At 47.2% G+C, this 25,388-nt stretch carries 22 protein-coding genes and 1 pseudogene; 8 read left to right on the top strand and 15 right to left on the bottom strand.

What is annotated here, in order from left to right:
• Positions 1 to 184: 184 nt before the first annotated feature.
• From COW15_RS05640 to COW15_RS05630, 3 genes are all read right to left on the bottom strand, one after another.
• Positions 185 to 649, bottom strand: coding sequence for a DUF1456 family protein (locus COW15_RS05640; protein WP_293630802.1), 465 nt, complete (start codon positions 647 to 649; stop codon positions 185 to 187).
• Positions 650 to 797: 148 nt separating this feature from the next.
• Complete coding sequence (locus tag COW15_RS05635; RefSeq protein ID WP_293630800.1) at positions 798 to 2,084, bottom strand: divalent metal cation transporter; 1,287 nt, start codon at positions 2,082 to 2,084, stop codon at positions 798 to 800.
• Between the two features lie 125 nt (positions 2,085 to 2,209).
• A complete protein-coding gene (locus tag COW15_RS05630; RefSeq protein WP_293630798.1) occupies positions 2,210 to 2,749 on the bottom strand; it encodes a PH domain-containing protein in 540 nt (179 codons plus the stop codon).
• A gap of 207 nt (positions 2,750 to 2,956) precedes the next feature.
• Here COW15_RS05630 and COW15_RS05625 point away from each other — a divergent pair, with 207 nt between their 5' ends.
• The gene (locus COW15_RS05625; RefSeq protein WP_293630796.1) at positions 2,957 to 5,542 is read left to right on the top strand and encodes a TonB-dependent receptor; all 2,586 of its coding nucleotides are present in this window, start codon (positions 2,957 to 2,959) and stop codon (positions 5,540 to 5,542) included.
• Between the two features lie 160 nt (positions 5,543 to 5,702).
• On the top strand, positions 5,703 to 6,332 hold the full coding sequence (locus COW15_RS05620; RefSeq protein ID WP_293630794.1) for a glutathione S-transferase family protein: 630 nt from the start codon (positions 5,703 to 5,705) through the stop codon (positions 6,330 to 6,332).
• Positions 6,333 to 6,405: 73 nt separating this feature from the next.
• On the opposite strand, the gene COW15_RS05615 is transcribed toward COW15_RS05620, so the two are convergent.
• From COW15_RS05615 to COW15_RS05595, 5 genes and pseudogenes are all read right to left on the bottom strand, one after another.
• Entirely contained in the window at positions 6,406 to 6,906 is a 501-nt protein-coding gene (locus COW15_RS05615; protein ID WP_293630792.1) for a DUF4447 family protein, read from the bottom strand.
• Between the two features lie 31 nt (positions 6,907 to 6,937).
• Entirely contained in the window at positions 6,938 to 7,345 is a 408-nt protein-coding gene (locus COW15_RS05610; RefSeq protein ID WP_293630790.1) for an SMI1/KNR4 family protein, read from the bottom strand.
• Positions 7,346 to 7,563: 218 nt separating this feature from the next.
• Positions 7,564 to 8,349, bottom strand: coding sequence for a RelA/SpoT domain-containing protein (locus COW15_RS05605; protein WP_293630788.1), 786 nt, complete (start codon positions 8,347 to 8,349; stop codon positions 7,564 to 7,566).
• Positions 8,350 to 8,553: 204 nt separating this feature from the next.
• Positions 8,554 to 10,644, bottom strand: a complete 2,091-nt coding sequence (locus COW15_RS05600) for a M13-type metalloendopeptidase (RefSeq protein WP_293630787.1) — start codon at positions 10,642 to 10,644, stop codon at positions 8,554 to 8,556.
• 265 nt (positions 10,645 to 10,909) lie between these two features.
• A pseudogene (locus COW15_RS05595) lies at positions 10,910 to 11,137 on the bottom strand (DapH/DapD/GlmU-related protein); the annotation flags it as partial.
• Between the two features lie 68 nt (positions 11,138 to 11,205).
• On the opposite strand from COW15_RS05595, the gene rsuA reads away from it, so the two are divergent.
• Positions 11,206 to 11,946, top strand: a complete 741-nt coding sequence (gene rsuA / locus COW15_RS05590) for a 16S rRNA pseudouridine(516) synthase RsuA (protein WP_293630899.1) — start codon at positions 11,206 to 11,208, stop codon at positions 11,944 to 11,946.
• 58 nt (positions 11,947 to 12,004) lie between these two features.
• Here the strand turns inward: rsuA and COW15_RS05585 are convergent, their stop codons facing one another.
• The 3 genes from COW15_RS05585 to COW15_RS05575 are packed head-to-tail and all read right to left on the bottom strand — an operon-like array spanning position 12,005 to position 14,066.
• Positions 12,005 to 12,961 (bottom strand): DUF4097 family beta strand repeat-containing protein, encoded by a 957-nt coding sequence (locus tag COW15_RS05585; RefSeq protein WP_293630785.1) that lies wholly within the window; start codon positions 12,959 to 12,961, stop codon positions 12,005 to 12,007.
• Positions 12,958 to 13,533: an anti-sigma factor gene (locus COW15_RS05580; protein ID WP_293630784.1), complete on the bottom strand. Its 576-nt coding sequence runs from the start codon at positions 13,531 to 13,533 to the stop codon at positions 12,958 to 12,960. Before COW15_RS05580 ends, COW15_RS05585 begins: the two co-directional genes overlap by 4 nt.
• Positions 13,533 to 14,066 (bottom strand): RNA polymerase sigma factor, encoded by a 534-nt coding sequence (locus COW15_RS05575; protein ID WP_293630783.1) that lies wholly within the window; start codon positions 14,064 to 14,066, stop codon positions 13,533 to 13,535. Before COW15_RS05575 ends, COW15_RS05580 begins: the two co-directional genes overlap by 1 nt.
• A gap of 191 nt (positions 14,067 to 14,257) precedes the next feature.
• On the opposite strand from COW15_RS05575, the gene COW15_RS05570 reads away from it, so the two are divergent.
• Positions 14,258 to 16,120, top strand: a complete 1,863-nt coding sequence (locus COW15_RS05570) for a methyl-accepting chemotaxis protein (RefSeq protein WP_293630782.1) — start codon at positions 14,258 to 14,260, stop codon at positions 16,118 to 16,120.
• Positions 16,121 to 16,234: 114 nt separating this feature from the next.
• Here COW15_RS05570 and COW15_RS05565 read toward each other — a convergent pair whose 3' ends face one another.
• The 3 genes from COW15_RS05565 to lolB all read right to left on the bottom strand — a co-directional run bounded on the left by COW15_RS05565 (position 16,235) and on the right by lolB (position 18,794).
• Positions 16,235 to 17,182: a ribose-phosphate pyrophosphokinase gene (locus tag COW15_RS05565; RefSeq protein WP_293630780.1), complete on the bottom strand. Its 948-nt coding sequence runs from the start codon at positions 17,180 to 17,182 to the stop codon at positions 16,235 to 16,237.
• Positions 17,183 to 17,293: 111 nt separating this feature from the next.
• Positions 17,294 to 18,148 (bottom strand): 4-(cytidine 5'-diphospho)-2-C-methyl-D-erythritol kinase, encoded by an 855-nt coding sequence (gene ispE / locus COW15_RS05560; RefSeq protein ID WP_293630778.1) that lies wholly within the window; start codon positions 18,146 to 18,148, stop codon positions 17,294 to 17,296.
• Position 18,149: 1 nt separating this feature from the next.
• Positions 18,150 to 18,794 carry a lipoprotein insertase outer membrane protein LolB gene (gene lolB / locus COW15_RS05555; RefSeq protein WP_293630776.1) on the bottom strand — a complete coding sequence of 215 codons (645 nt, stop codon included), beginning with the start codon at positions 18,792 to 18,794 and terminating at the stop codon, positions 18,150 to 18,152.
• A gap of 251 nt (positions 18,795 to 19,045) precedes the next feature.
• Here lolB and hemA point away from each other — a divergent pair, with 251 nt between their 5' ends.
• The 3 genes from hemA to prmC are packed head-to-tail and all read left to right on the top strand — an operon-like array spanning position 19,046 to position 22,253.
• A complete protein-coding gene (hemA, locus tag COW15_RS05550; protein WP_293630774.1) occupies positions 19,046 to 20,296 on the top strand; it encodes a glutamyl-tRNA reductase in 1,251 nt (416 codons plus the stop codon).
• 14 nt (positions 20,297 to 20,310) lie between these two features.
• The gene (gene prfA, locus COW15_RS05545) at positions 20,311 to 21,402 is read left to right on the top strand and encodes a peptide chain release factor 1 (protein ID WP_293630772.1); all 1,092 of its coding nucleotides are present in this window, start codon (positions 20,311 to 20,313) and stop codon (positions 21,400 to 21,402) included.
• 2 nt (positions 21,403 to 21,404) lie between these two features.
• The gene (gene prmC / locus COW15_RS05540) at positions 21,405 to 22,253 is read left to right on the top strand and encodes a peptide chain release factor N(5)-glutamine methyltransferase (protein WP_198780977.1); all 849 of its coding nucleotides are present in this window, start codon (positions 21,405 to 21,407) and stop codon (positions 22,251 to 22,253) included.
• A 164-nt stretch (positions 22,254 to 22,417) separates the two neighbouring features.
• On the opposite strand, the gene COW15_RS05535 is transcribed toward prmC, so the two are convergent.
• A complete protein-coding gene (locus tag COW15_RS05535) occupies positions 22,418 to 24,496 on the bottom strand; it encodes an amidohydrolase family protein (RefSeq protein ID WP_293630768.1) in 2,079 nt (692 codons plus the stop codon).
• Positions 24,497 to 24,687: 191 nt separating this feature from the next.
• On the opposite strand from COW15_RS05535, the gene COW15_RS05530 reads away from it, so the two are divergent.
• Positions 24,688 to 25,323 (top strand): TetR/AcrR family transcriptional regulator, encoded by a 636-nt coding sequence (locus COW15_RS05530; protein ID WP_293630767.1) that lies wholly within the window; start codon positions 24,688 to 24,690, stop codon positions 25,321 to 25,323.
• The last annotated feature ends 65 nt before the right edge of the window (positions 25,324 to 25,388 follow it).

Here is a 25,388-nt window from a genome sequence, read left to right as displayed (position 1 = left end):
TTGTTGCCCGTGTCGTGAGGTATTTGTGGTTTTTTTTGCACCACAGCCAAGTACCTTTGTTTAAAACGAGATGCAGTAACGCGATTGGCGGTGACCTTTTAGGGTTTTAGGCCGCTTGTGGGCAGAGGATATAAATAAAAAACGCAGCCTAGGCTGCGTTTGATTTTATCGACGAAACTGTGGGTTACACGCCGCGATACTTAAGTGATAAGCCGCGGATAAAGTTACGCAGAATTTGATCGCCACACTCTTTGAAGTTTTTATGATCTGGGTTTCTAAAGAGGGCGCTCAGTTCTGATTTTGACATTTGCACTTCGGCAAGGGCTAGGGTTGCCACTATATCTTCTTCACGCATTTCGAGGGCGACTCTGAGCTTTTTGAAGATTAAGTTGTTATTTAAGCGTGAAACTGGCTTTGGAATTTCAGCCCCTTCACGTAAACCACGCTTCTCTATGATAAGGCCATCTAAAAACTGACATAGTGTCGTGTCGTTGCAAGCCTTATAACCTTCTTCCTCTTCTTTACGCAGAAGATTAATCATCTCTTCGACGGGCACTTCTTTTCCGGCTTTGGCAAAAATTTTAATCATTTTTGCATTGTTGAAATCAAACACGAAGCGCAAACGGCGCAAAATATCATTGTTAATCATGGTCATCTCTTGGCGCGGCTGCGCTGTCTGGTTTAAGAGCCGACATTATATACTCAAAGTAACAGAAAAGCAGGAAAGTCTAGTACGGATGATTTTGCGGCTGTGCGGCATGAGCCCTAGCTGAGAACTCATGCTCAAAAGAGTAGAACTAGACCTTAACTGCTAGATACCAGTAAATAAAAAGCACTGCAAAAATAAGTAAATAACTTAATCCTATCAAGGAAAGGCACTTCATTTTGGTACCATAACGATGGGCTTCAGGCAACTGGGTACTGGTCATTAAGCGATAGTTTAGCCATGCAAATACCACTGTGGTCATAAAGGCTAAAATCATCACAAATTCCAGCAGTGGCAGTAGGGCACCCTTAAAAAACAGGATTAACATTAATCCTAAGGTGCTAACGCTCAGCATGATACCTGTCAGGCGTTTGTCCGATTGCGCATCGGTTACTGTGGATTGAGAGAGTAGTTGCCAACCCATGTTCAAGGTTCTGCTGTAGCCGTCGATAACTGTGACTGTGGTGCTGAAGATACATAAAAACGCAACAATACCAATCAAATAGCGGCTCTCACCGCCCATCACTTGGCTATATAAGTTGATTAATTGATTCGCGAATTTCGCGCCAGAGTCGGAGAAATGTTCACCGCTACCGTGCATCACTAGGGCGCCTAAGGCCAGAAAAACTACGGCCAATAGGGCTGTGACTATATAACCTAAGTTAAAGTCTAATAGGGCCTGTGATGGGGTCACGGCTGAGGTCTTTTGTTTTTCTAATAACCACAGAGAGTTCCAAGCACTGACCTCAATTGGCGCCGGCATCCAGCCCATCATAGCGACTAAGAATCCCATATGAGCCCACTGCCAAGGTGAGGGTGACACGAACTGGCTAGCCAGTGGTTTTACGTGATCAAATGCTAAGGCGACCGCGATTAATGTGGTGAGTGTCAGGGCAAACATGATGATCTTAGTCAGCCTATCCAGCAAAGAATAATGCCCTAAAATTAATAACAACAACGAGCTTATCAGCACTAACAGCGCTAACACATCTATCGGTAAGGGAATAAACTGCGTCAGCATGGCGGCGGTCAGCATGCACACACCCGCCGTACTGGCGATGGAGGCGATCACATTCAGCCCAGTAAATAACCACAGATAGCCTCGGCCTTGCTTGAGATAGCCATGCAGCAAACTTTCTCCCGTGGCGGCGGTGTAATGTGCCCCTGCGGCAAAGAAGGGATACTTCAATAAATTCACCCCTAAAATAACCCAAGCGAGTTGCCAGCCAAATTCGGCCCCTGCACGGGTCGATGCAACTAAGTGGGATGCGCCAATGGCTGCGGCGGCCATAAGAACACCGGGACCCATGGCTCTGATACCGAGTGCAAGCTGTGTGGACCAATTGGCCATGGGAGTGGTTATTGAGGATTGAGTCATGTCGTTATCTAATTTGCCTGTTGAAAATCAATCTTGAAAATTGAATAAGAGAACCTACGTTCATGCTAAGTTAGTGATTCAACATTAAAGATAAAGTGATTGAATTAAAAGTTATTTTATTCAAATTATCCGTTTAATTTTTGGCTGAGTAAGGCTTCAATTCGTTTTAGACTTGCTGCCATCTCGACCACGTTTTGTAATAATGCATTATCGGGTAGCGCCGATGGGTTCATTGGCGACGAGGGTTGGGTAAGGCATTCTTTTTGCGCTAGCACTAAGGTTCTAAACTTCGGCGCATCGACGACACCAACTAAGCTAATCAAGGCTCCCGCTCCCGATTGGCCCGCCGTCTCAACGGTTAGCTTATGCAGGCCCATAAGTCGCATTATGGGGCCTTGGATCAGTGCCATATCGGTAATTTTATCTAAGGGAACCGTATTTTCGGTGCGGGTTAATATTCCCCTGCATACAATAAGCTTATTGTTCGTTAAGCGAGCGCTCATATTACTAATATAACGACGCGTTCCCCATAGTCCGATTGGAAACCATAGTAATAACAAAGGAATACCTATAATGCTTAGGCTGAAATAGGCCGCCCCAGAGAGTAGCCAATACCAGCCTAAATTGGCCTCAAATTCCGCTTCATAAATGATCTTGTCTTCCATAGGTATCTCTTCAGTCCAGCATGCACGCATCGCTATCTTGGAATATCTCACTAGGAAAATACATTGTTTTAATATGTAACAAAAGTTTAACTTTTTTCAGTCCCCCATTGACTTTGGTTGGTAAGTCATTACCTTGGTGTTTGTTAAATTTAGGTTTTAATTAAGTTGCTGTAATTTTAATAAAAACAATGATACTAGGGAATGTATATGAAAAGACCTCAAATTCTACCCAGTGCGTGTGCAATTGCGATTGCCATGGCATTTGCCCCAACCGTTGCCCATGCGGCCGACAATGGTGCAGAAAAAGTTGAACGTATTGAAGTGACGGGTTCGCGGATTAAGCGTACCGATATCGAAGGACCCTCTCCCATTCAATCGATCAGTAAAGATGATATTGCCAATATGGGTTTTGATAACCTACAGCAATTGCTTGAACGTATGCCAGCCAACGGTGCCGGTGCGTTCTCGACCCGTGGTAATAGCCAAGATTCGACCGCTAACGGTGGCGCATCGATCAGCTTACGTGGCTTAGGCCCTGATGCAACACTGGTGCTCATTAACGGCCGCCGTGTGGCGGCGAGCGCTTTTGCCGAAGGTATTACTAATTCCTTCGTCGATATCAACAATATTCCCGTTTCCGCCATTGAACGCATCGATATTCTTAAGGACGGTGCTTCGGCGATTTATGGTTCCGATGCGATTGCGGGTGTGGTTAACATTGTTCTGAAAAAAGACATTGAAGGTATTGAGGTTAACGTCGGCTACGGTGAGACCTCTGGCACGGGTTATGATGAAACCACGGCTAATTTAGTCTGGGGCATAAAGGCAGATAAGGGCAGCGCCTCGGTTATTCTCGATTATTTTAAAAATGATACGCTTTCAGCGACGGACTTAGGGCGTTTTGGCGTTGCAAATCAATCACCTTACGGTGGTGAAGATTTCCGTTCTTCACGCGGTTTTCCTGGTTATTTTTATGTCGATGGCGTGAAAACCATAGATCCTGCTTGTCCTGCTGATAGTGCAACCGCAAGCGGCAGTTGCCTATTTGAATACGGTCCGTACAATCTGGTTGCGCCTGCAGCGGAACGTATCGGCGCTATTGGTCAATTTGAATATCACTTTAATGATGATTTAACCGCTTTCCTCGAACTGGCTGCGCAGCACAACACTTCAATTGCGGGTGGTGCACCAACACCGCTCGATGAGGATGCAGGCTTAACGGTTCCTGGTACTCATCCGAATAACCCTTGGGGCAAAGATATTGAAATCGGTCGCTTCCGTACCGTGGATGCGGGTGCGCGTCGTTGGGATATTGAATCCGATACCCTACGCATAGTGGCTGGTTTACGTGGCACAGTAAAAGAATGGGATTGGGAGGCCACAGTACAACGAGGACGCAGCGAATCGACCCAAACGGGCGATCGTAGCCAAGGTTGGGTGAGAACCGATTATCTTCAGGCGGAAATCGATGCGGGTCGTTACAATCCATTCGGTGGCACTATGAATTCCCAGGAAGTGATTGATGCCATTACTACTAGCCTAGTGCGTCAAGGTTTATCCACCATGACCTCCTATGCGGCAAATATCACAGGCCAAGCTTTCACTCTGGCCGATCGCGATATTATGATGGCGGCTGGGGTGGAATACCGTGAAGAAAGCGTGAGTGATGTGCCCGATGAGCAATTCCAACGCGGGCTGATTTTCGGTACCGAAGCCGTATCTGCCGCTGCATCTCGCGATCAGTATGCGGGTTATGTGGAGTTTTCTATTCCGGTTACCGATAGCTTCGAATTACAACTCGCGGGCCGATATGATCACTACAGTGATTTTGGTTCAACCACAAACCCTAAGGTTGCTTTTCAATGGGGTATTACCGACGAACTCACCACCCGTGGTTCTTGGTCTACGGGATTCCGTGCTCCATCATTGGCGCAAATCGGTTTAGGCCCTTCACGTGAAAGTAGTTTCTTTATCGACACTTACCGCTGCGCTGCCGATGGTGTTGATTGTGAAGCATTGGATTACAACACTGAGTTCCAAGGTAACCCGGATTTAGATGCTGAAGAGTCAGAGACTTGGAACGTCGGTATGATCTGGGCTCCTAGCCAGCAGTTCGATATAGGTTTTGATATCTTCAGTATCACTCAAGATCATAAGATTGATAAGCAGCCATTGGGCGATATCTATACTGCGAACTGTAATGACCAAACCAGCACTGTGTGTGAGCGTTTAACGCCACAAGCGGGTCAAACCTTAGGTCCAATCAGTATTATCCACTCCAGCTTTATTAATTTAAGCTCACAGGATGTGCAGGGTATGGATGTTTCGACCCATTATGGTCTTGAGCTTGATAACTTTGGTGATTTGAAGTTTGGATTAGAATACAGCTACTTACATAATTTCGAGAAAGATGGGCTGGATTACACTGGCGAGTACAAGTTCCCTCAACACCGTTGGTTACTGACCAGTAATTGGATGATGGATAACTTTGCTGCCAACGTAAATTTAAGCTATATCGGCGAATTTGAAGATACACCCGATATTAACTTTGATGGCGTGCTTGACTTTGAAAGCAACACATCACGTACGATTGATGCGCAAATCCTAGTTGATATGTCAGGTAGTTACCGTTTCAATGATATGTTTAAGCTGACATTAGGCGTGAATAACGTATTTGATGAAGAGCCACCGTTTGCGATTGGTGACGGCGATACCGACCTCTATGGTTATGTGATTTCTGTACACAACCCAATGGGACGTTATATCTACACTAAACTGACGATGAACTTCTAATCTAAGGCTAACTTAGCTGACACTATGCTGTGTTACCTAAGAGTGTAGCGAGATCACAACGGCGCCTAGTGCGCCGTTTTTTATGGGAAGATTTGCACTCGTGTGAACTCAGTGTATCTTCGGGTTGACCACTATCAACAATGACTAAAAGGACGTTAATATGATCACTTTATATGGCATGCCCCGCAGCCGTGCATTACGGGTTGCTTGGGTGTTAGAAGAGTTAGGCGCCGAGTGGGCCTTTTCGTTTGTGGATATGAACAAGGGCGAGCACCATAGCGCCGCCTTCTTAGCGCTGAATCCCTGTGCTAAGGTGCCAGTGTTAACGGATGGTGAGTTAGTATTGTCAGAGTCGGCGGCCATTTGCCTGTATCTGGCGGAAAAATTTGGCCAGTTATTACCCCCTGCGGGAAGTGTGGCGTCCGGTCTGCATCATCAATGGGTGAGTTTTATCATCACTGAGCTTGAGCAGCCACTGTGGACCTTAGGTAAGCATAAATTTGCCTTGCCTGAGGCGCAGCGTCATCCGCAGATTATGCCCTGCGCGGTATGGGAATTTAATAAGGCGGCGACCTTGGCCGAAGCTATGTTGCCCGATACCGATTTTTTACTGGGGGACACACTTTCCGTTGCCGATATTTTGCTTGCTCATACATTGCTTTGGGGCACCTTATTCGAGCAACAGATCCCGCCTAAACTTGCGGCTTACCGGGATAGAATTGCTGCTCGTCCTTCTCGTCAATCGGCATTAGCCAAAATGGATGCCGTTGTCGCGGCATCGCAAACCTAAACTGCCTTTGGGGAGTAAAAAATCAAAAGGGCAGAAGTAACACTTCTGCCCTTTTGATTGAACTAAATCTAATTTATAACTGAGTCGCTGCCCATTTAGCGCGGCTTTCACGGCTTTCGCTCAAGCCGTTTTGTTCACGGTAAGCTTTGTAGGCTTCCACATTTAAGGCAACTAGGCTGACGTCCACTTCGAGCACTAGCTTACATTCTTTCTTAATGCGCCATGCTGCGGTGTTGTACAGCTCTGTCAGTGGCAGTGAGCTTAAAAATTCAGGATTATATTGGGTGTAAACGGCTTGGGTTGGATAAACCACAAAGGCCAGATGACGCTTAGGCTCTTTCTTAAACAGGGCTTCGATACCGTCTGTGGTATTGAGCACTTGCATCTCGATAATGTCGTCAATTTCTAATAGCTTCTTCTGTGCAAGCTCTGGCACGGGTGACTCGCCGTTTTCCCAAGACAATACTTCAGTTTCACTGTGATGGGTGAGTTGGCCCACCTGTGCCACACTAAGGCTAAGTGATTGGCGTAGGTAGCTCATTTCGATGGCATTCAAGCCAATATTTTTAGACATAATGCGGTTCTCAAGTTCGATATAAATAAATTTAGTATTTAATTTTTAACCAAATATCTTCGACCCACTCCCAGAAGGATTCCCAATAGATATCGGCAAAGTCGCCATTCTTCCAAAAATGCACTTGGCCATCCTGGTCGATGCAGTAAAAGTCATCGCCTAGCTGACAGATGGCAATCATGTCCCTCGGCATACCAATTGACCAAGCATAGCAGGTCACTTCGGGTAAATAGGTGTGGGAATAGGGATCGGCCACTGTGACGGGTTCGATGGCACCATAAATCACATTGCTGGCATAAAGCAGATATTCCTTTAACTCCCGCGGCAGTGGGATCAGTATTTGTTCCTCCACCTCCACTAACTGCTCGAATGTGGGTAACTCGAGTGGCACAGGCACAGTTTCGCTGCGTTCTTGGAGCTGCTCAATAATATCGTGCATAGGATTTCCTTAAGGGTCGCCTTATGGCGCGGGATTATATAGGGAAACGAGGTTGGATGCGAGGGACGGGTTTTGTGTACCTAACTGGTATGAGCCGTGTTTGGCCTAAGTGTTAATGGTATTGATCTATATCGCTCGGCGGGAATGTTTGCCAATTAAGTAAAAAAAACGCTGGTATCTTTACAGAAAACCAGCGCAAAAGTGGAAGAGAGGATGCGTTAAGCAACTGAGCTGTTAAGCAGGGTTCCGTCTGCGACGCGTTTATAGTTAAGCCACGCTTTATGGTAAAGCTTATGGGACTCTTGGCGCAGTTTAGTTATTTGCGCGGTTTCAAATTCACTTAAATGACGTTGCTGTTTAAGGGCATTGGCTTCAATTTGCTGTACTTGTTCGTAGACTTTATGTTCTGGGCCGCTTTTGATTTCGGCAATCTCCTTAAGGTGTAGTTGCACTTCGGCAATCATGCCGCTTTCAGGCAAACGTAGCAGCAAGTTGAGATCGCGATAGCCCGAGGCTTTTGGCTCGGCGAAACGGTTTTTTTGTTTCACTACCTGCGTTTGCTCACTTAAGGCGTAATAGGCTTGCATCAACTCCGAAATGCTGTCGGCCACAATACTGGCGCGGGCGAGGTCGGTAATTTGGCTGGCATCACCATTAAATTTGCTGGCGACCTTCTCGGCGGCGCGTTGATAACTTTTTACTTCTGGCAGAATCACTTGCACCTGTGAGCGCGCAGCGATCCGCTGCAGTAAACTTCCCAGCTCATATTGAGCCAGTTGGGCACTTGAATATAAGTTGTCTAAACAGCTTGAGGATTGGCGTGGGGTATCGAAGGTTTGAGTATTTAGCGCGTAAAGTCCGTGCAGATCATGGCTTTGTGCCTGTCTTGCGCTATAACTGCCACGTTCAGCTTCAGCATCATTGATATCGAGGGGATTGGCAACTGCGGCGCGGGTCGATAATAAGAGTAGAAAAATAAAAAAGGTACGAAATAACTTATTCATAACGGCCTACTTCCCTATTGAAGTGATACACATCACAGTGACCACCTTAGGCTGCTATGGCTTAATTAGAGCTGAATCGATGATGAAGCTTTATTCATCTTCTGCTTATCTCTTTCGGCCGAGCCAATAAAAATGGCGCCACCCATTACAGGTCGCGCCATTTTGTGGCTCAGCCAAGGTGGCAGAGCGATGACTTAATTTGGCTTACCAAATTTTTACGCGTTTTTCTGGGGCGATATACATAGCATCACCGGGTTTTACATCATAGGTAGTGTAAAACTCTGGCATGTTAGATAACGCACCTAAGGCGCGGAATTCCGCAGGTGAGTGTGGATCGGTCGCTACGCGGTTACGCAGTGCTTCTTCCTTGGCCTTGGCGCGCCAAATTTGGGTGAAGCCGATGAAGAAACGTTGATCGCCAGTCAAACCGTCGATGACTGGTGCTTCTTTACCGTTCAGAGACTTCTTGTATGCGCGGTAAGCGATAGTCACACCCGATAAGTCACCGATGTTCTCACCTAAGGTCAAACCACCATTAACGTGCAAGTCATCAAACACATAGTAACCGTCGTACTGGGCAATAAGTGCTTGGCCGCGGGCAGAAAACTCTTTTAAGTCCTGCGATGTCCACCAGTCACGCATATTGCCTTCGCCATCGAACTTGGCACCTTGGTCGTCGAAACCATGGCCCATCTCATGGCCGATCACGGCGCCAATACCACCGTAGTTCACCGCATCATCCGCTTCCATGTTAAAGAAAGGTGGCTGCAGAATAGCGGCAGGGAACACGATTTCGTTCATGGTTGGGTTGTAGTAAGCGTTGACCGTTTGTGGTGTCATATGCCATTCATCTTTATCGATTGGCGCACCTAGCTTAGCCAGAGACTTAGCATGCTCAACTTCACTGGCACGCATAGCGTTACCGATCAAGTCATCGGCTTTGATGGTTAGCTTGCTGTAATCTTCCCATTTGTTGGGGTAACCAATTTTAGGGTTAAATTTGGCTAACTTATCCGCCGCAGCCACTTTAGTGCTGTCGCTCATCCACGTTAAATCTTTGATACTGTCGCCGTAGGCGCCACGCAGATTTTCAACCAGTGCTTGCATGCGGTCTTTGGCTTCAGGCGTGAAATGACGCTTCACATATACTTTGCCGACGACTTCGCCTAAAACAGCGTTGACAGCGGCTACACCGCGTTTCCAGCGAGGCTCTTGTTCTTCTTGGCCGTTTAAGGTTTTAGCGAAGAAGGCAAAGTTTTCGTTATCGAGTTCTTCGCTTAAGTTGCTGGCGGCGTGGGTCAGTACCTGCCACTGCATGTAGGTCTTCCAGGTAGCGAGATCCGTTGTCTTGAGGATTTCGTTCAGACCTTGGATATAGCTAGGTTGATTAACGATAATATCGGTTTGCTTATCGGCACCTAAAACTGCTAAGTAACCAGCCCAATCGATATCCGGCGCTAAGGTCGGCAGATCTTTTACTTGGTATAGGTTGTATGTCTTAGTGCTGTCGCGGGTTTCTACGACATCCCAGTGCTTAGCGGCAATGGCGGTTTCTAGGGCTAGGATGGCTTCTGCGCTAGCCTTAGGATTAGCAAGGCCAGCTAGGGTAAACATTTTTTCGATGTGGGCGACATAAGCCTTACGAATATTAACGAAGCGCTCTGACTCGTTAAAGTAGTAGTCTTTTTCCGGCAGGCTTAAACCGTATTGCCATAGGTGGGTGGCATAGCGGCTCGAATTCTTGGCATCGATATCGATATAAAATGCCATCGGAGTCCCCGCGCCAGCGATTTGGCTGTGGGCGAAATATTTTACTAACTCATTTTTGTCTTTTAGGGCATTAATGGCATCCAATTCGCCTTGAATTGGGGTCACGCCCAGTTTGTTGAGTGTGGCAGTGTCCATAAATGAGCGATATAAATCGGCCACTTTCTGCTCGTCCGTGCCTTCGGCAAGATTAGGGGTTGCCGCCACTTCTTCAATAATGGCTTTCACATCGTCACGGGATTTTTCACGTAAGTCATAGAAAGCGCCAATACTAGTGCGATCGGCTGGGATCTCGGCCTTCTTCAACCAAGCTCCGTTGACATATTCATAAAAATCGTCCTGTGGACGAATGGATTTATCAAAGTTTGCAAATTCGATACCCGAGCCTAAGGCTTTAGAGACAGCGGCAGCAGTCGCGGTTTTACTGATTTCAGCGGCAGACGTTTTCACTTCGGCGGGTTTGTCATTACAGGCAGCCAGTCCTGCAATAAGTGAGGCACATAGTCCCCCAATGAGTACTTTTCTCATGTCGTTTCCTTCGAGTTTATTATAGTGCCCATAATTGGGGCTTTTGATTGGCAAAAACTGGGATTGCTCCAGGTGCAATGAAATGTATGTTAATGCTTTAATGGGAAGCTAAACAAGGTGATTGCAGTTTTAATCGCGGATTTATCTGCAGTCATATGTAACTAAAGGTTACCAGTTGTCGTATTCACCTCTTCAGTGCCAAAGTTACCGTATGCGAGCCTTTTCAGGTAAGCGAGCACTTAGTTTTATCATTTTATTAATGAGCTTAAATGAGTTGCCTAATGGGCTTTGCTGGATTACCTGCGACCACGGTTTTGGTTGCTACATTTTTTGTGACTAGGGCTCCTGCACCTATGATGGCGTCATCACCAATAGTGACACCTGGCATTATGATAGCGCCACCACCAACCCATACCCGTTTACCGACCTTAATGGTTTTGGCGGTTTCTAACCCTGAACAGCGTAGCTCGGCATCGAGTGGATGACTCGAAGTTGCTGTCAATGCCTAAGGGCTAAATAGGAACACATCTCGCGTTCTGCAGCAATTCTTTGCCCTTTGTTATGCTCGGCCCCATAATACGGCAGTTTTCATTTATCAAGTTGAGTAATAACGTGCGTTTAGACAAATTTATCTGTGAAAGTACCTCACTGACTCGCTCATTAGCGAAAAAAGCCCTACACCGTGGCGACATTACCTGTGATGGCATTGTTGTCAAAGACTCGGGTTTTAAGGTGACCGAGGGCATGCAGATTTGCCTCGAAGGCGAGCCTATTACCTTAGTGGGCGAGCGCTATTTGATGCTGAATAAGCCCGTCGATACTATTTGCTCAACCATAGATGAAACCTATCCCTCTGTCTTGAGTCTGTTGGATTTGGCAAAACCTGAAACACTGCATATTGCTGGCCGTTTAGATGCCGATACTACAGGGTTAGTGCTGATCACCAGTGATGGCCAGTGGTCGCACCGGATCACTTCTCCGAAAAAAGACTGCGGTAAGCGCTATTTAGTGCAATTAGCCGAACCCGTCGATGCGAGCTTAATTGAGGTTTTTGCTGCCGGTGTCGAGCTTAGAAATGAAGAGGGGCTGACCAAACCTGCGGTGCTTGAGATCATTGAACCGCAATGTGTACGCTTAACCATCACCGAAGGCAAATATCACCAAGTGAAGCGCATGTTCGCCGCGGTGGGAAACCATGTCGTTGGCTTACACCGTGAGAGTATTGGGCAAATCGAGTTAGACCCGGATTTAGCCCTAGGTGAGTGGCGTTACTTAACCGCCGAAGAGATCGCTTCAATCTGACGCCATCCATAAAAAATGCCGCCCAAGTTTGGGCGGCATTTTTGTTTCTAGGCCTTGATTAACCTTGCTTTAGGCTCAGGTTACCGCTGACGGTATTCATTCTGACATCCGCACTGCCTGTGCCCGTTTGGAAGCTGAGGGATTCATTTGATACGTATTTTTGCTTTTGTGGTACATCTTGGCTTAGGCCATTGTTAATTTTGCCACCTGGGCCACCGTTTAAATCAAAACTGGCATCAGGCATGGCCGCGAAGGTGACCGTGATATCGCCACTGACACTTTCGAGATTCGCTCTATCGAAGGTTTTTGCCAGTGATACTTGGCTGTCGCCGCTCACGGTTCTGAGTGTGATATCTTTTGCGGCACTAAAGTTGGCGGCCACTTCCCCCGACACTTGTTCGACTTTAACCTTCTCAGCTAGCGTTTGGCTGTTAAGATCGCCACTCACGAGGCGGTACTTGATTTCACCTTTACTTTCAGTGTCGTTAATTTCACCGGATACAGTGTCTAACAGGATTTTGCCAGCTAATCCTTTGGTGGTGATATCCCCGGATACAGAATGCAGCGATGGATTACCGCTAAGATCATCGGCGCTGATATTGCCACTGACGGTATTTAAATCCAGTTCACCTTGCGTCTGGGTTATCTGCAGATTTGCCGAGATAGTGTCGGCACTGAGTTTGACTGTTTTGGGGACCTTAATCGTTAGTTTTGAGCCGTTATTATCGCTACCGTTGTAATGGTTTGGCATTTTATCCTCGATATTCAGGCTATTGCCTTTTTGCTCGAAGATAAAACCTTCGCTCAGCTCATCGAGGGTGCCGGTCACGCTCACCTCATTTTTATCCCAACTTTGGATCTGTACTTCACCACGTTGGATCTTGATTTGCAGTTGAGTCCCACTGCTAATACTCAATTGTTTGTCCACACTCTCGGCGGCAAACGCACTGCCCATTAAACCGAGGTAGAAAGTTGACACTAATAGACTGGTCTTGGTCAGGTTCATGTTGCTCATAGGGTGTTTCCTTGTGTTGAGTTTTTGATGGGAAGTTTTTGGCCTTGCTGTAGCAGTTCGAGTTCACGCTGTTGCACCCAAAGCCAGAGCTGCCATAGTTGTTTATCGGTTGGATTGGCTTGTAATGCTTGGTAAATCTGCTCACCTGCGCGCCTAAGCTCTTCTAATCCTTGTTCTAGCGGGGCACTTAAATGACGGGTCTGCCATATAAGCGCATTGGGGGTGTGTTCGAGTGCATCGACTTGTCCTTGGTGCATAGTGGCAATTTGCGTCAATAGGGTTTGCAAAGCCTTATCGCTGTCCTTTGGCGACTGCTGCGCCGTGTTCTGTGCTGTGGGTGTTATCCCTTGGTATTGGTAGCCGAAAAATACCGCCAATAATATCGTTGCCGCCATCGCCCACTGCGGCCACAGTGGGCGGCCGAGTTTAGGGACATCAGCTTTAGGGCTCAATGGCTTATCCATACGCTTTTCGATCGCCGACCAAAGGTCTCGTTCTGGGGCTAAGTCTCTAGGCGCCTTTGCTACCAATTGCTCGAGTTGTTCTTCACGGGAACGCGGCGTTAACGTCATTACAGCATCTCCTGTAGTAATTGCTTGGCTCTGTGGTATTGCGTCTTACTGGTGCCGACGGCAATGCCGAGTAACTCGGCAATTTCCTCGTGTTGATAGCCTTCTATGGCACAAAGGACGAACACGATACGAGCCCGTTCTGGCAGCCTAAGGATCAATTTATCTAACCCTTGATAGTCTTCATCTGTGCCAGGGAACTCATTGTCGTTTTCCAGCGGTATAAAACGCGCCCAAAAGGATTTTTGCTTGCGAATACTGCTTAGAGCCTGATTTACACAAATACTGTGCAACCAAGTTGAAAACTGGCTATCTCCTCGAAACTGAGGCAACTTTTGCCACACAAGAATAAAACACTCCTGGGTGATTTCTTCAGCCTGGGCCGGCTGGCCACAAAGGCGCAAAGAGAGCGCATAAATACGTTGGTGATGGTTTAAGTACAGTTGCTTAAATGCTGAGCGATTTCCTTGTCCTGCTAAGGTAACAAGATCAAAGTCCGACGCTGTGCTATTGAGTGGGAGTATCCCTGCCGTCACTGTACTTTCCTGTCGTTATGGTTATTTGTTGTAGTTTTGACGCTATGGCAAGGCCAAAAGGTTTGGATCATTTTAAAAAATATTTATTTTGCATCAAATATGAACATTTAATGTACTGGAAAACTTTTGCTGTTAAAGGCCTAACTCCCAGCTATCTTTTTAAGAGACGTTATATTTATTAGGGACTTTCTATGTTAATCCGCTCTAAGTTGTTACTCAGTGCTGCTGTATCCATCACCGCATTGATTGGAATGTTTGGGCTGCAGCTCCATTCCAATTCTGTTAATTCGGAACTCTCCCATGCAGCCCAAAGTGTGCTCGAGTTAGAGCGCAATGTTTTGATGCTGCGTAAAAATGAGAAGGATTTCTTCGCCCGCAAAGATTTACAGTATGTTGAAAAGCATAAGGAAGTACATTCCCAAATCGATAAAATCATTCCGGTATTAGAGCAAACATTTAACAAATATGCCGTCGCTACTGGTTCGCTCGAAAGCTTTGACCGTAATTTAAACCAGTACCAATCTGCTTTTAATGAGGTTGTGAAATTGCAGCAAGAAATAGGGTTAACCCCTAAAACTGGGCTCTATGGCACCCTCAGAACCGCAGTGCATAATGTCGAATCACTGTTGAAGGAGTTCGACCAATTATCCTTAGAAGTCGCAATGCTGCAATTAAGGCGTAATGAAAAGGATTTTATGCTGCGCCGAGAGCTAAGTTATGTCGACACCTTCGATGCCAATATTGCGGTGTTTAATCGCAGTTTGCAGGCATCGAGCCTCGATAGCGGTACCCAAGCGAAAATAGCCACCTTGATAAACCAATATCAAAAGGACTTCAAAAGTTTAGTGAGCAAGGAGCAGCAGCTCGGACTCAGCGAAAAAGAGGGCACTATGGCGCAATTGATCGCGGCCAATGGGTTAACCGAATCGAGTGCCAATGAGCTGCATACCCTTGCGCTTGAAGCCATTGATGGGGCTGAGAGTGACAGTGTCAATATCGGCATTATGGTATTTATACTGATAGCCGTGCTGCTTAGCGTCATAACCTATTTTATTATTCGCAGTATTATCACCCCTGTCGAACGTATCACGCAGATCATTTCTCGCATCGAAGTCAGCAAAGATCTCACCCTAAGATGCGATGCCTCTACTCAGGATGAACTGGGGGAAATTGCACAGCACTTCAATAGTATGGTCGGTAGTTTTCAGCAGCTTATCGAACAAGTGATCGAGTCGGTCGCCACGATTAATACCTCCTGTAAACGTGTCTCAGAAAATGCACTCCAAGCATCCCAAGGGGTAACGCAGCAGCTCAATGAAACCGATATGGTGGCAACGGCGATTACTGAAATGGGCGCGACGATCGATGAAATTGCCAAGACCACTGAGCTTGCCGCCCTCAAGGCGGGCAAAACCCATGACAATGCGCAAATGGGGCAAACTGAGGTTATGCAGACCATTCAGAAAATTGAGCAATTGGCGCAGCAAATTAATGATAGTGCGTCTGTGGTAGATGAACTCGAGCGCGACAGTGAGACTATCGGTAGCGTGCTCGATGTGATCCGTGGCATTGCCGAGCAAACTAATCTCCTGGCACTTAATGCGGCGATTGAAGCGGCGCGTGCCGGTGAACAGGGTCGTGGTTTTGCCGTGGTGGCCGACGAAGTGCGTAACTTAGCGATGCGCACTCAATCGTCAACCCAAGAGATTGCCAATATTATTCAAACACTCCAGAGTCGTACCCGTTCTATCGTGCAATTGATGGATGCGAGTCAAAAGCAAGGATCAGAGAGTGCCGAACAGGCCGCCGCCGCGGGCGCATTACTTAAGCTTATCAATACCGATGTGCGTAATATTATGGATATGAGTACGCAGATCGCCGCCGCCATTGAGGAGCAGAGTATGGTGGCTGCCGAGGTGAATAAGAATGTGGTGGTGATTCGGGATATTGCCCAGGAATCGTCCCAAGCGGCGGACGCCAACGCATCGGCATCGGATGAGCTTAAGGCCCAGGCCGAGTATCTGCATCGTGCTGTCAGTAATTTTAAAATTTAAGTCTTTAAAATCTAAGCTCTTAAAACCTAAGTTTTTAAAATCTAAGCCGCCTTTGGCACAAATAAAAAACGCACTCAATCGAGTGCGTTTTTTTACCACTGCAAGCTAAGCTAATTAGTGGCTAAACATCGCAGAGATAGACTCTTCGTTGCTGACACGGCGAATCGCTTCAGCCAGTACCGCAGACATAGTTAACTGAGTCACTTTAGTTACTTTCAGCATTTCTGGGCTTAAAGGCACAGTGTCGGTGACTATAACTTCATCGATCACTGAGTTTTCGATATTTTCAGCCGCTTTGCCAGAGAACACTGGGTGAGTCGCGTAGGCGAATACGCGGTTTGCACCATGTTCTTTTAGGGCTTCAGCCGCTTTACACAGAGTGCCGCCTGTGTCGATCATATCGTCAACGATAATGCAGTCACGGCCTTGAACATCACCGATAATATGCATAACTTGGGCAACGTTCGCCTGTGGGCGACGTTTATCGATAATGGCCAGATCGGAATCATCTAATAATTTTGCTACTGCGCGAGCGCGAACAACACCACCGATATCCGGTGAAACGACCACAGGGTTATCGAGTTTCTTGGCTAACATATCTTCCAGTAGCACTGGGCTACCGAATACGTTATCCACAGGAACATCGAAGAAACCTTGGATTTGCTCAGCATGCAGGTCACAGGTCAGAACGCGGTCAACACCGACGCTTGACAGGAAATCGGCAACCACTTTGGCGGTAATAGGTACACGGGCGCTACGAACGCGACGGTCTTGACGTGCATAACCAAAGTAAGGGATCACTGCGGTGATACGACCCGCAGATGCACGGCGCAGAGCATCAACCATCACGATGAGTTCCATCAGATTGTCGTTGGTCGGCGCACAGGTGGATTGGATGATGAACACATCGGCTCCACGTACATTTTCGTTAATTTGGACACTGATTTCACCATCGCTGAAACGACCAACCACTGCGTCTCCGAGTTTGCAAAATAGACGATCGGCTATCTTCTTAGCGAGACTGGGGGTGGCGTTCCCAGCAAAGAGCTTGATGTCGGGCACTGTATGAACCTCAGGCGTTTGCTTTATATTTTAGTGGCTAGGGCAACGACGATATAGGGACGGGAGGACCCGAGGCGCTATCGTATATGAGCTACCCTAGAAGAATGTAGTTTATGGATGATTGAGTCGCGTGATGAGCGGCGAAATATTCATCCCTTTTGCAACAAATCCTTGCATATCAGACGGTAATTTCGCCAAGGCTGCGAGAGCTTGTTGCTGTTGTGTAAATTCCCCAAACACGCATGCGCCTGTTCCGGTCATTCTCGACGGCGCATATTCTAGCAGCCAGCCTAAGGCCTTGGCAACTTGAGGGTATTTAGATACGACCAGTTTTTGACAATCATTTGCCCAGGGTTGGCCTAGCAAAGTGTCGATGGCAAGCTTGGGGGTATTACGCGGCAACTGGGGATCTTGGAAGACGGCGGCGGTAGAAACGTGGGCGTCGGGTGCGATGACTAAATACCAAGGCTCACTCGGATTTACCGCTTGTAAGCGTTCACCTACGCCTTCGGCAAAAGCGGCGAAACCATGAATAAAAACAGGAATATCGGCACCAAGTTTCAGTCCAATTTTCGCTAAATCTTCGGTCGATAATTGGGTGTTCCACAGTTTGTTTAAGGCCACTAAGGTGGTCGCCGCATCGGAGGAACCGCCCCCTAAACCACCCCCCATAGGTAGACGCTTATCGAGCCAGATCTCTGCTCCGCCCTTAAAGCCTGTCACTTGTTGCAGTGATTTTGCGGCTCGCAGAATTAAGTTATCGCTATCTGCGACAACAGCCGACATATTGGAGTGCAAAATCAGTTCACGGCTATCGGTCACCTTGAAATCCAACATGTCGCAGCAATCGATAAATTGAAACAAGGTCTGCAATTCATGGTAGCCGTCGCTACGGCGGCCAGTGATGTGTAAAAATAAATTAAGCTTGGCTGGCGCGGGCCAGTGACGGGAAATGGCGTCTGACATGCTAAGGTTTTTCTCCTATCATCACTGCGGGTTTTCCGAGTGCCTGCCATTGATTCAGTTGTAGTTTCAGTTGTAAATCACCGCGTTCAAGCTTGAGTTGATGGGGGACAGTCGTCCCACTTTGGGATTGCCAACGTAAAAATGCGACCTGCCAAGCTGGTGGGGTTTGGGTATTGGTCAGCAGTTTAGGTTTGCCTTGGTTATCGCGTTCGATGAGCTGATCATGCGGGCCAATTTGGCCCGTTATCCATAAAGGTAAATCGTCGAGAGGTAGTGACCAACCACTGACCCGCTCGAGTAGACGCTGGGCGTTATCGTCCTTAAAATCTTTGCCATCAATATGCAAATGGGCCGCGTCTGGAGTTGCCTCTAGGGTTAACACTGTGGTGCCTAGCATGGTCGTGAGGGTTAACTTGTCGCGGGTTTCAGTATGGCGCCAATAAAGGTTGGCGCTGAGCTTGTCATCGGGGGTTTTAATGGCGAGTTTGCCCTGAAGCTCCCAGGCGCTCGCTTGCTTGACATTATTGACTGTGATGGGGCTTAAGTCGTCCAAGGGGGGCCTTGTTTGACAACCAGCTAAAAAGAGTAAGGCACTCAAGGCGATATAAGAGAAAATGGATTTTGTGAGGCGCTTCAAATTATTCATCTATGACTGATATACCAAAGTCCTTATGATACGAGGGCTTGGAAAGAATACCAATGCCATTCGTAAAATTTCCATCGGTGGTCACTTAGGTTTGCCTCGCAAAGACAATCCTTACTTAGCTAGATTGATAGAAAATTTAGGTAAGAAGTTAGACCTTTATTCGGTTTTGTTAAGCGTATTCTGTTTTTAGTTGGGCCAATTCAGTAGAATGCCCTTATTAAGATAGACGCCAAGAATCTAGAAAGAGTCAGATGAGCCTTGTAGCAATCGGTATTAACCATAAAACAGCCACGGTAGACCTGCGTGAGAAAGTTGCCTTCTCTCCGGACAAAATTCATGATGCCATGAAGAGTCTGGCCAGTCGTACACGCTCGGGTGAAGCCGTTATTGTCTCGACCTGTAATCGCACTGAGTTGTATTGCAACAATGGCGATGAGGCCGATATCATCGAGTGGCTTGAACAATATCACGGCCTAGATCATAAAGATGTGGCGCCTTGTCTCTACAATTACCACGGTCAAACTGCGGTCAAGCATTTGATGCGAGTCGCCTCTGGGCTCGACTCATTAATTTTAGGTGAGCCGCAAATTCTGGGGCAGGTGAAGCAAGCCTTCGCTAAAGCCAAAGAAGCTGGCACAGTTGCCTTAACCATAGACCGCTTATTCCAGAATACTTTTTCGGTGGCTAAAAAAGTGCGCACCGAAACGGAAATCGGCGCCGCCGCCGTGTCGGTGGCCTTTGCTGCCGTGAGCATGGCGAAGCATATCTTCTCATCACTGTCGACCACTAAGGTATTGTTGATTGGCGCCGGTGAAACCATCGAACTGGTGGCCAAGCATTTAAAAGACAATGGTGTGCTCTCCATGGTGGTGGCAAACCGTACTCTAGAACGCGCCCAGGGGATGTGTGAAGAATTTGGTGCGACCGCAATTACCTTGGAACAGATACCAGATTTTCTCCCTAAAGCCGATATCGTGATATCCTCTACCGCCAGCCCCTTGCCTATCCTAGGTAAAGGCATGGTCGAAAAAGCGCTAAAGCAGCGTCGCCATCAACCTATGTTATTGGTTGATATAGCAGTTCCCCGGGATATTGAACCGGAAGTCGCCGATTTGGATGACGCGTTTCTGTATACAGTGGACGACCTGCATAGCATTATTGAACAGAATATGGCTTCTCGAAAAGAAGCCGCCGAGCAAGCTGAATTAATTACTGAAGAACAATCTTACCTGTTTATGGATTGGGTGCGTTCTTTAGAGTCGGTCGACAGTATTCGTGAGTATCGCAATCAGAGCATGGCGATAAAAGATGAGTTAGTGGAACGCGCCCTGAATAAATTAGCCCAGGGGGGCGACACTGAGCAGGTATTGATTGAACTAGCCAATCGCCTGACCAACAAACTTATCCACGCACCCACCCAAGCCCTCACGGCGGCGAGCCGTCAGGGGGATTTGAATACACTAGGTCAGTTAAGAACAGCGCTTGGATTAGATAAAAACTAAGGTTAGCGAGTTAAATGAAGGAATCCGTTATCCGCAAGCTGGAAGGCTTGCTCGAGCGCAATGAAGAAGTATTGGCTTTGCTTGGTGATGCGTCGGTTATCGCAGATCAAGACAGGTTTCGCGCATTATCCAAAGAATATTCTCAGCTAGAAGAAGTGGTTGCAGGCTTTAAAGCCTATCAGCAAGCACAGGCCGATCTCGACTCCGCAAAGGAAATGTTGGAAGAAGATGACGCCGAAATGCGCGAGATGGCCCAAGAAGAAATGAAGGCCGCAAAAGCACAGCTTGAGCGACTCGAAGCTGAGCTGCAGATCCTGCTGCTGCCAAAGGATCCCAACGATGATACTAACGCCTTTATCGAAATCCGCGCCGGTGCGGGTGGCGATGAAGCGGCGATTTTTGCGGGCGATTTGTTCCGCATGTATAGCCGTTATGCCGAAGCGAATCGTTGGCAGTTAGAAATCATGAGCAGCAACGAAGGCGAACACGGCGGCTTTAAAGAAATCATCGTTAAAGTCAGCGGTGAAGGTGCCTACGGAAAGCTTAAATTCGAATCCGGTGGTCACCGGGTACAACGTGTGCCAGAAACCGAATCCCAAGGCCGCGTGCATACCTCGGCGGTGACTGTGGTTGTGATGCATGAAGTACCTGAGGCAGAAGCGATTTCTATTAACCCTGCGGATCTGAAGGTCGATACCTTCCGTTCATCGGGCGCCGGTGGTCAGCACGTAAACAAAACTGACTCGGCGATTCGTATTACCCATATTCCGACTGGGATTGTGGTGGAATGCCAAGATCAACGCTCGCAACATAAGAACCGCGCCCAGGCCATGAGCGTTTTGGCCGCCCGTATTCAAGCGGTTGAAGACGAAAAACGCCGTAGCGCCGAAGAATCGACCCGCCGTAGCCTTGTCGCCAGCGGTGATCGCTCCGAGCGCGTGCGCACCTACAACTTTCCCCAAGGCCGGGTGAGTGAACATCGTATCAACTTAACTTTGTATCGCTTAAATGAAGTGATGGAAGGGGACTTAGACGCGATTCTTGCTCCCTTGATGCAAGAGCATCAGGCCGATCTGTTGGCCGCACTGGCTGACGAGCAGGGGTAATTTTGTCACAACAATCTAGCATCGCCGAAGCCCTACAATGGGCTTATGTGCAGTTAGCGCCAACCTCTGAATCCGCCCATTTGGATGCAGAGGTTTTACTCCTGTATAGCCTCAATAAAAGCCGCGCATATTTATATACTTGGCCGGAAAAAGCCTTGACGGTTGAGCAGTGGAAACGCTTCGTACAAATGGTGCAAAAACGCCAAAAAGGCGTACCAGTTGCACATATTGTCGGGGAGCGAGAGTTTTGGTCACTGCCCTTTATCGTGAATGACACGACCTTGATCCCGCGGCCAGACACGGAAATCTTGGTTGAAACCGCGCTAAATCTCCCCCTATCGACCTATGCCAAAGTGCTCGATTTAGGCACAGGCACTGGCGCTATTGCCTTGGCACTGGCGTCTGAACGTGAGTCATGGGAAATCACCGCGGTCGATAAAGTTGATGATGCCGTGGCGCTGGCGATCGCCAACCGCGAAAACTTAAAGTTGCCGCAGGTTGAAATCCTCCAGAGCGATTGGTTTAGTGCAGTAAAGTCGCGGGATTTTGACTTAATCGTCTCAAACCCGCCCTATATCGATGAAGCGGATGAGCATTTGCACCAAGGCGATGTACGCTTCGAGCCACAGAGTGCATTAACCGCCGCCGAGGAAGGCTTTGCCGATCTCTACTATATCGCCAAAACCGCCCGGGATTATTTAAAACCTAACGGTTATATCCTGCTCGAACACGGTTTTGAACAGGCGGTCAAACTCAGGGCAAAGCTTATCGAACTGGGCTATGAGAATGTCGCTACAGTGCGGGATTTTGGTAGCAACGATAGATGCACTATGGGCAAATGGGCGGAGTAATCCGCCCTTGTTTTGAGTGACTATGGCCGCACCATGATCTGTGATTAACCTAGTCTCTTATGTTTATTGAGCCTATGTTTATCCACTATATTTATCGGTCTATTTCCAGCTGCAACGGGTAAGTCGCAGCTGTGTTTTATGAGCCGTCGCTGTCAGCTATACCGCTACTGCGCTGTGGGAGCTTGGTACACTGGCTTGCCATCAAAAATAGTGGTTAATACTTGGGTCTCTGACACATTGTAAACCTGAGTTGGATCGTCGCTTTCAGCCAATTCGACAATGTTGCGGTCGAGGATAATTAAATCGGCTCGCTTGCCCACTTCTATTGAACCGACGATATCATCCTGACGCATAGCCTTGGCACCATTGATGGTATAGGCCGCAATCAACTCATGGACGCTTAATGTTTGATTGGCATTTAAGGCAAAAACATCCTCCCCAACCAGATTATTACGGGTCATGCCTGTGGCTATGTGTGAAAAAGGTACGGGTTCTCTGGTATCCACAGGGGCATCACTGCCTGCGATCAATACCGCCCCGGCATTTTTGGCCGTTTTTGTCGGATAGGTTGCCTGAATATAGTAATTATCCTCCTTGTATAGGGTTTCAGGTTCAAGATTGGGCAGTTCCTCCACGAAGGGGATCACACTGAGATCATAGAAATAATCGGGAATCGCCCAACCATAAGTAAAGGCTAGGTAGATCCCAAGTTCACCTAGGCGCTGTTGATCATCAGGATGAACCACTTGCATATGGGCAATGGTGTGGGGTAGCGAACTATTTTTATTGCTCTTTTTGGCAATTTCAATGGCATCAATGGCCGATCTTACCGCTCCATCGCCAACGGCATGCATATGCACAACAAAGCCTGCGGTATCTAACTTAGTCACAAAGTTATTCAAAAATTCAACCGCCGATACACCTTCCTGATTGAGGGTTAGAGTATCACCGTTGGCGGCGAGCAGATCACCTTGCTTCATAAGGCACTGGGAAGGATGGTAATTATGGATGTCCATAAAGGCATTGATTTCATCTTGCCCATCATAATTGCTGGATTGTTCCCGAACCATTTGGCAGAGCTGACCTTGTAAATCCACATATCCATCGAGGGTGACTTGGCCTTCATCCAGCGTCGATAGGTTCACTATCGGTTGTTTGAAGTGGTCTATCATCACGGATGTCGGCAGTGTAGGAGGCACTTCAATTAGATTACCTTCCTGTACGCCGTCAATCATAATTTTGACCGCATCCGCTTTCATATAGGGATAATTGCCTAAGCTATCCCGAGTGGCTTCAGCCTTGGCGATTAACGCCGAATAATCTACCTTCCCATCATGTACATATCCTTCGGTGCTGTAGGCCTGAGCCGCCGTTAATCTAAAGCTCATTTGGCCACTGTCAGCCAGCGTCTTATACAGGGCTAACTCTGCCTCGCCAACCCAGGCATCTTGCACCGAAGTGATGCCGTATTTATTGAGTTTTTGGGCGATTTTGGGTAACTCTTGCGGATTTTGCTGCAATGGATAGAGAAAACTAGGCACGCCGACTAAGTGAACGGCAGACTCGGTCAGATTCCCATTGGGATTCCCTTCGGCATCAACGCCGACAAAGGGTTTAAATTGGTTAAATTCATTCGCGAGTGTGGTTTTATTGAGGCCCACTACTTTTCCTTGGGCATCTTTCACTTGGGCAAAGGCAAAGGAATTGGCCGCGGCTGAATGACCGTCTGGCCCCGCTAGGTAAACGGGTTGAGTCGTTGAAATAGTATCTAACGCCTTAATTAGGCTTGAATAGTTTGCTGTCGGTTCATTGCCGACATAGGAGTTCCACTGGAGAGCAAAAATGGTTTCTTTGTCATCGTATTGATATTTAACCTGACAGGCGGTTAATGCGGCGACCAGCTTATCGAGATCCATAGACTCAACGCCTAAATCACATACATCGACATCGACAATGCCTGTGGGATGAATATGTGCATCGTGTAGCCCGGGCAACATCATTTTTCTTTCTAAATCGTGTACTTTTGTATTTTCCCCGATAAACTTTTTCGCCCCTTGGGTATTACCAACGTAAATAATTTCACCTTCTTTAATTGCCACCGCTTCGGCAACGGACTGGTGACTATCAACTGTGTAGATATAGCCATTCTGATACACATCATCAGCGGCGATCTCTGTGTCATCGTCACATGCCGTCAGTAAACCTAAGATTGTAACAGCCATGACACTGGTTATTTTTTTCATCCTCGCCTCTCCATTTTTTCAGTAATTACTGAAATAACCTACAAGGTTTTGAATGTTTTTCAAGCTATTTGTTGTTAATATTTTACATTTTCAACATTAACGCTTAATTCTGTTCGATTTTATATACATAAAAGTGACGTCAAATCTTCAAATAAAATATGATAAAGTAGTTTTTTCTTGGAGGGGTTATCTTGATCGAATTAGCAGTTCCAGTGCATTTGCAATTACGCAAGCAGCCTAAGCAAAAACGCACCCAAGCGTTAATAGAACACATAAAAATCTGCACTGAGACCTTAGTGCAAGAGCTGGGTTATCAATCGGTTAACACTAATGCTATTGCTCAGCTTGCTAATATTAACGTCAAATCTCTCTATGAGTTTTTCCCCAATAAAGAATCGATCTTGTATCACATTGCCGATCAGTGGTTATTGTCGTTGCGTGAACTGTGTGTCGAATATGAATCGGAAAAATACTTGGCCTTAGATTGGCGCAGTTATTTTTTTCAACTCCATAAGGCCTGTCGAGCGGATGGCAATTACGAAAAAAATTACAACTCATTGCAGGGTTTATGGGATCTTATGCCTGAATTCATTGCACTAGATGAATTTCATCGCCGGTTCCTGATTGATTTCCACATAAGGCAATTTCGCCGCTTTGGCGCACATCAGTCAGATGAAGTGTTAACGACTTTATGCCATTTCTTGATGGGGATAGAAGATGGACTCGGGCTGATTTTGGCCCATGTGAGCGAGGAACAGGTATCGCAATTATCGCAATTGCATTTCGATACTATCTGCTTCCACCTCGAAAAAATTCTCGAGAATTAAATTGTTGAGTAGAAGTCACTCCCATACCAGTGCTAAATGACGTTTCTCGGGTGTTCCCCGTTAGC

The sequence above is a fragment of the Shewanella sp. CG12_big_fil_rev_8_21_14_0_65_47_15 genome, assembly GCF_002783505.1.
Classification (GTDB): domain Bacteria; phylum Pseudomonadota; class Gammaproteobacteria; order Enterobacterales; family Shewanellaceae; genus Shewanella.
This window is presented reverse-complemented; position numbering and strand designations above follow the sequence as displayed.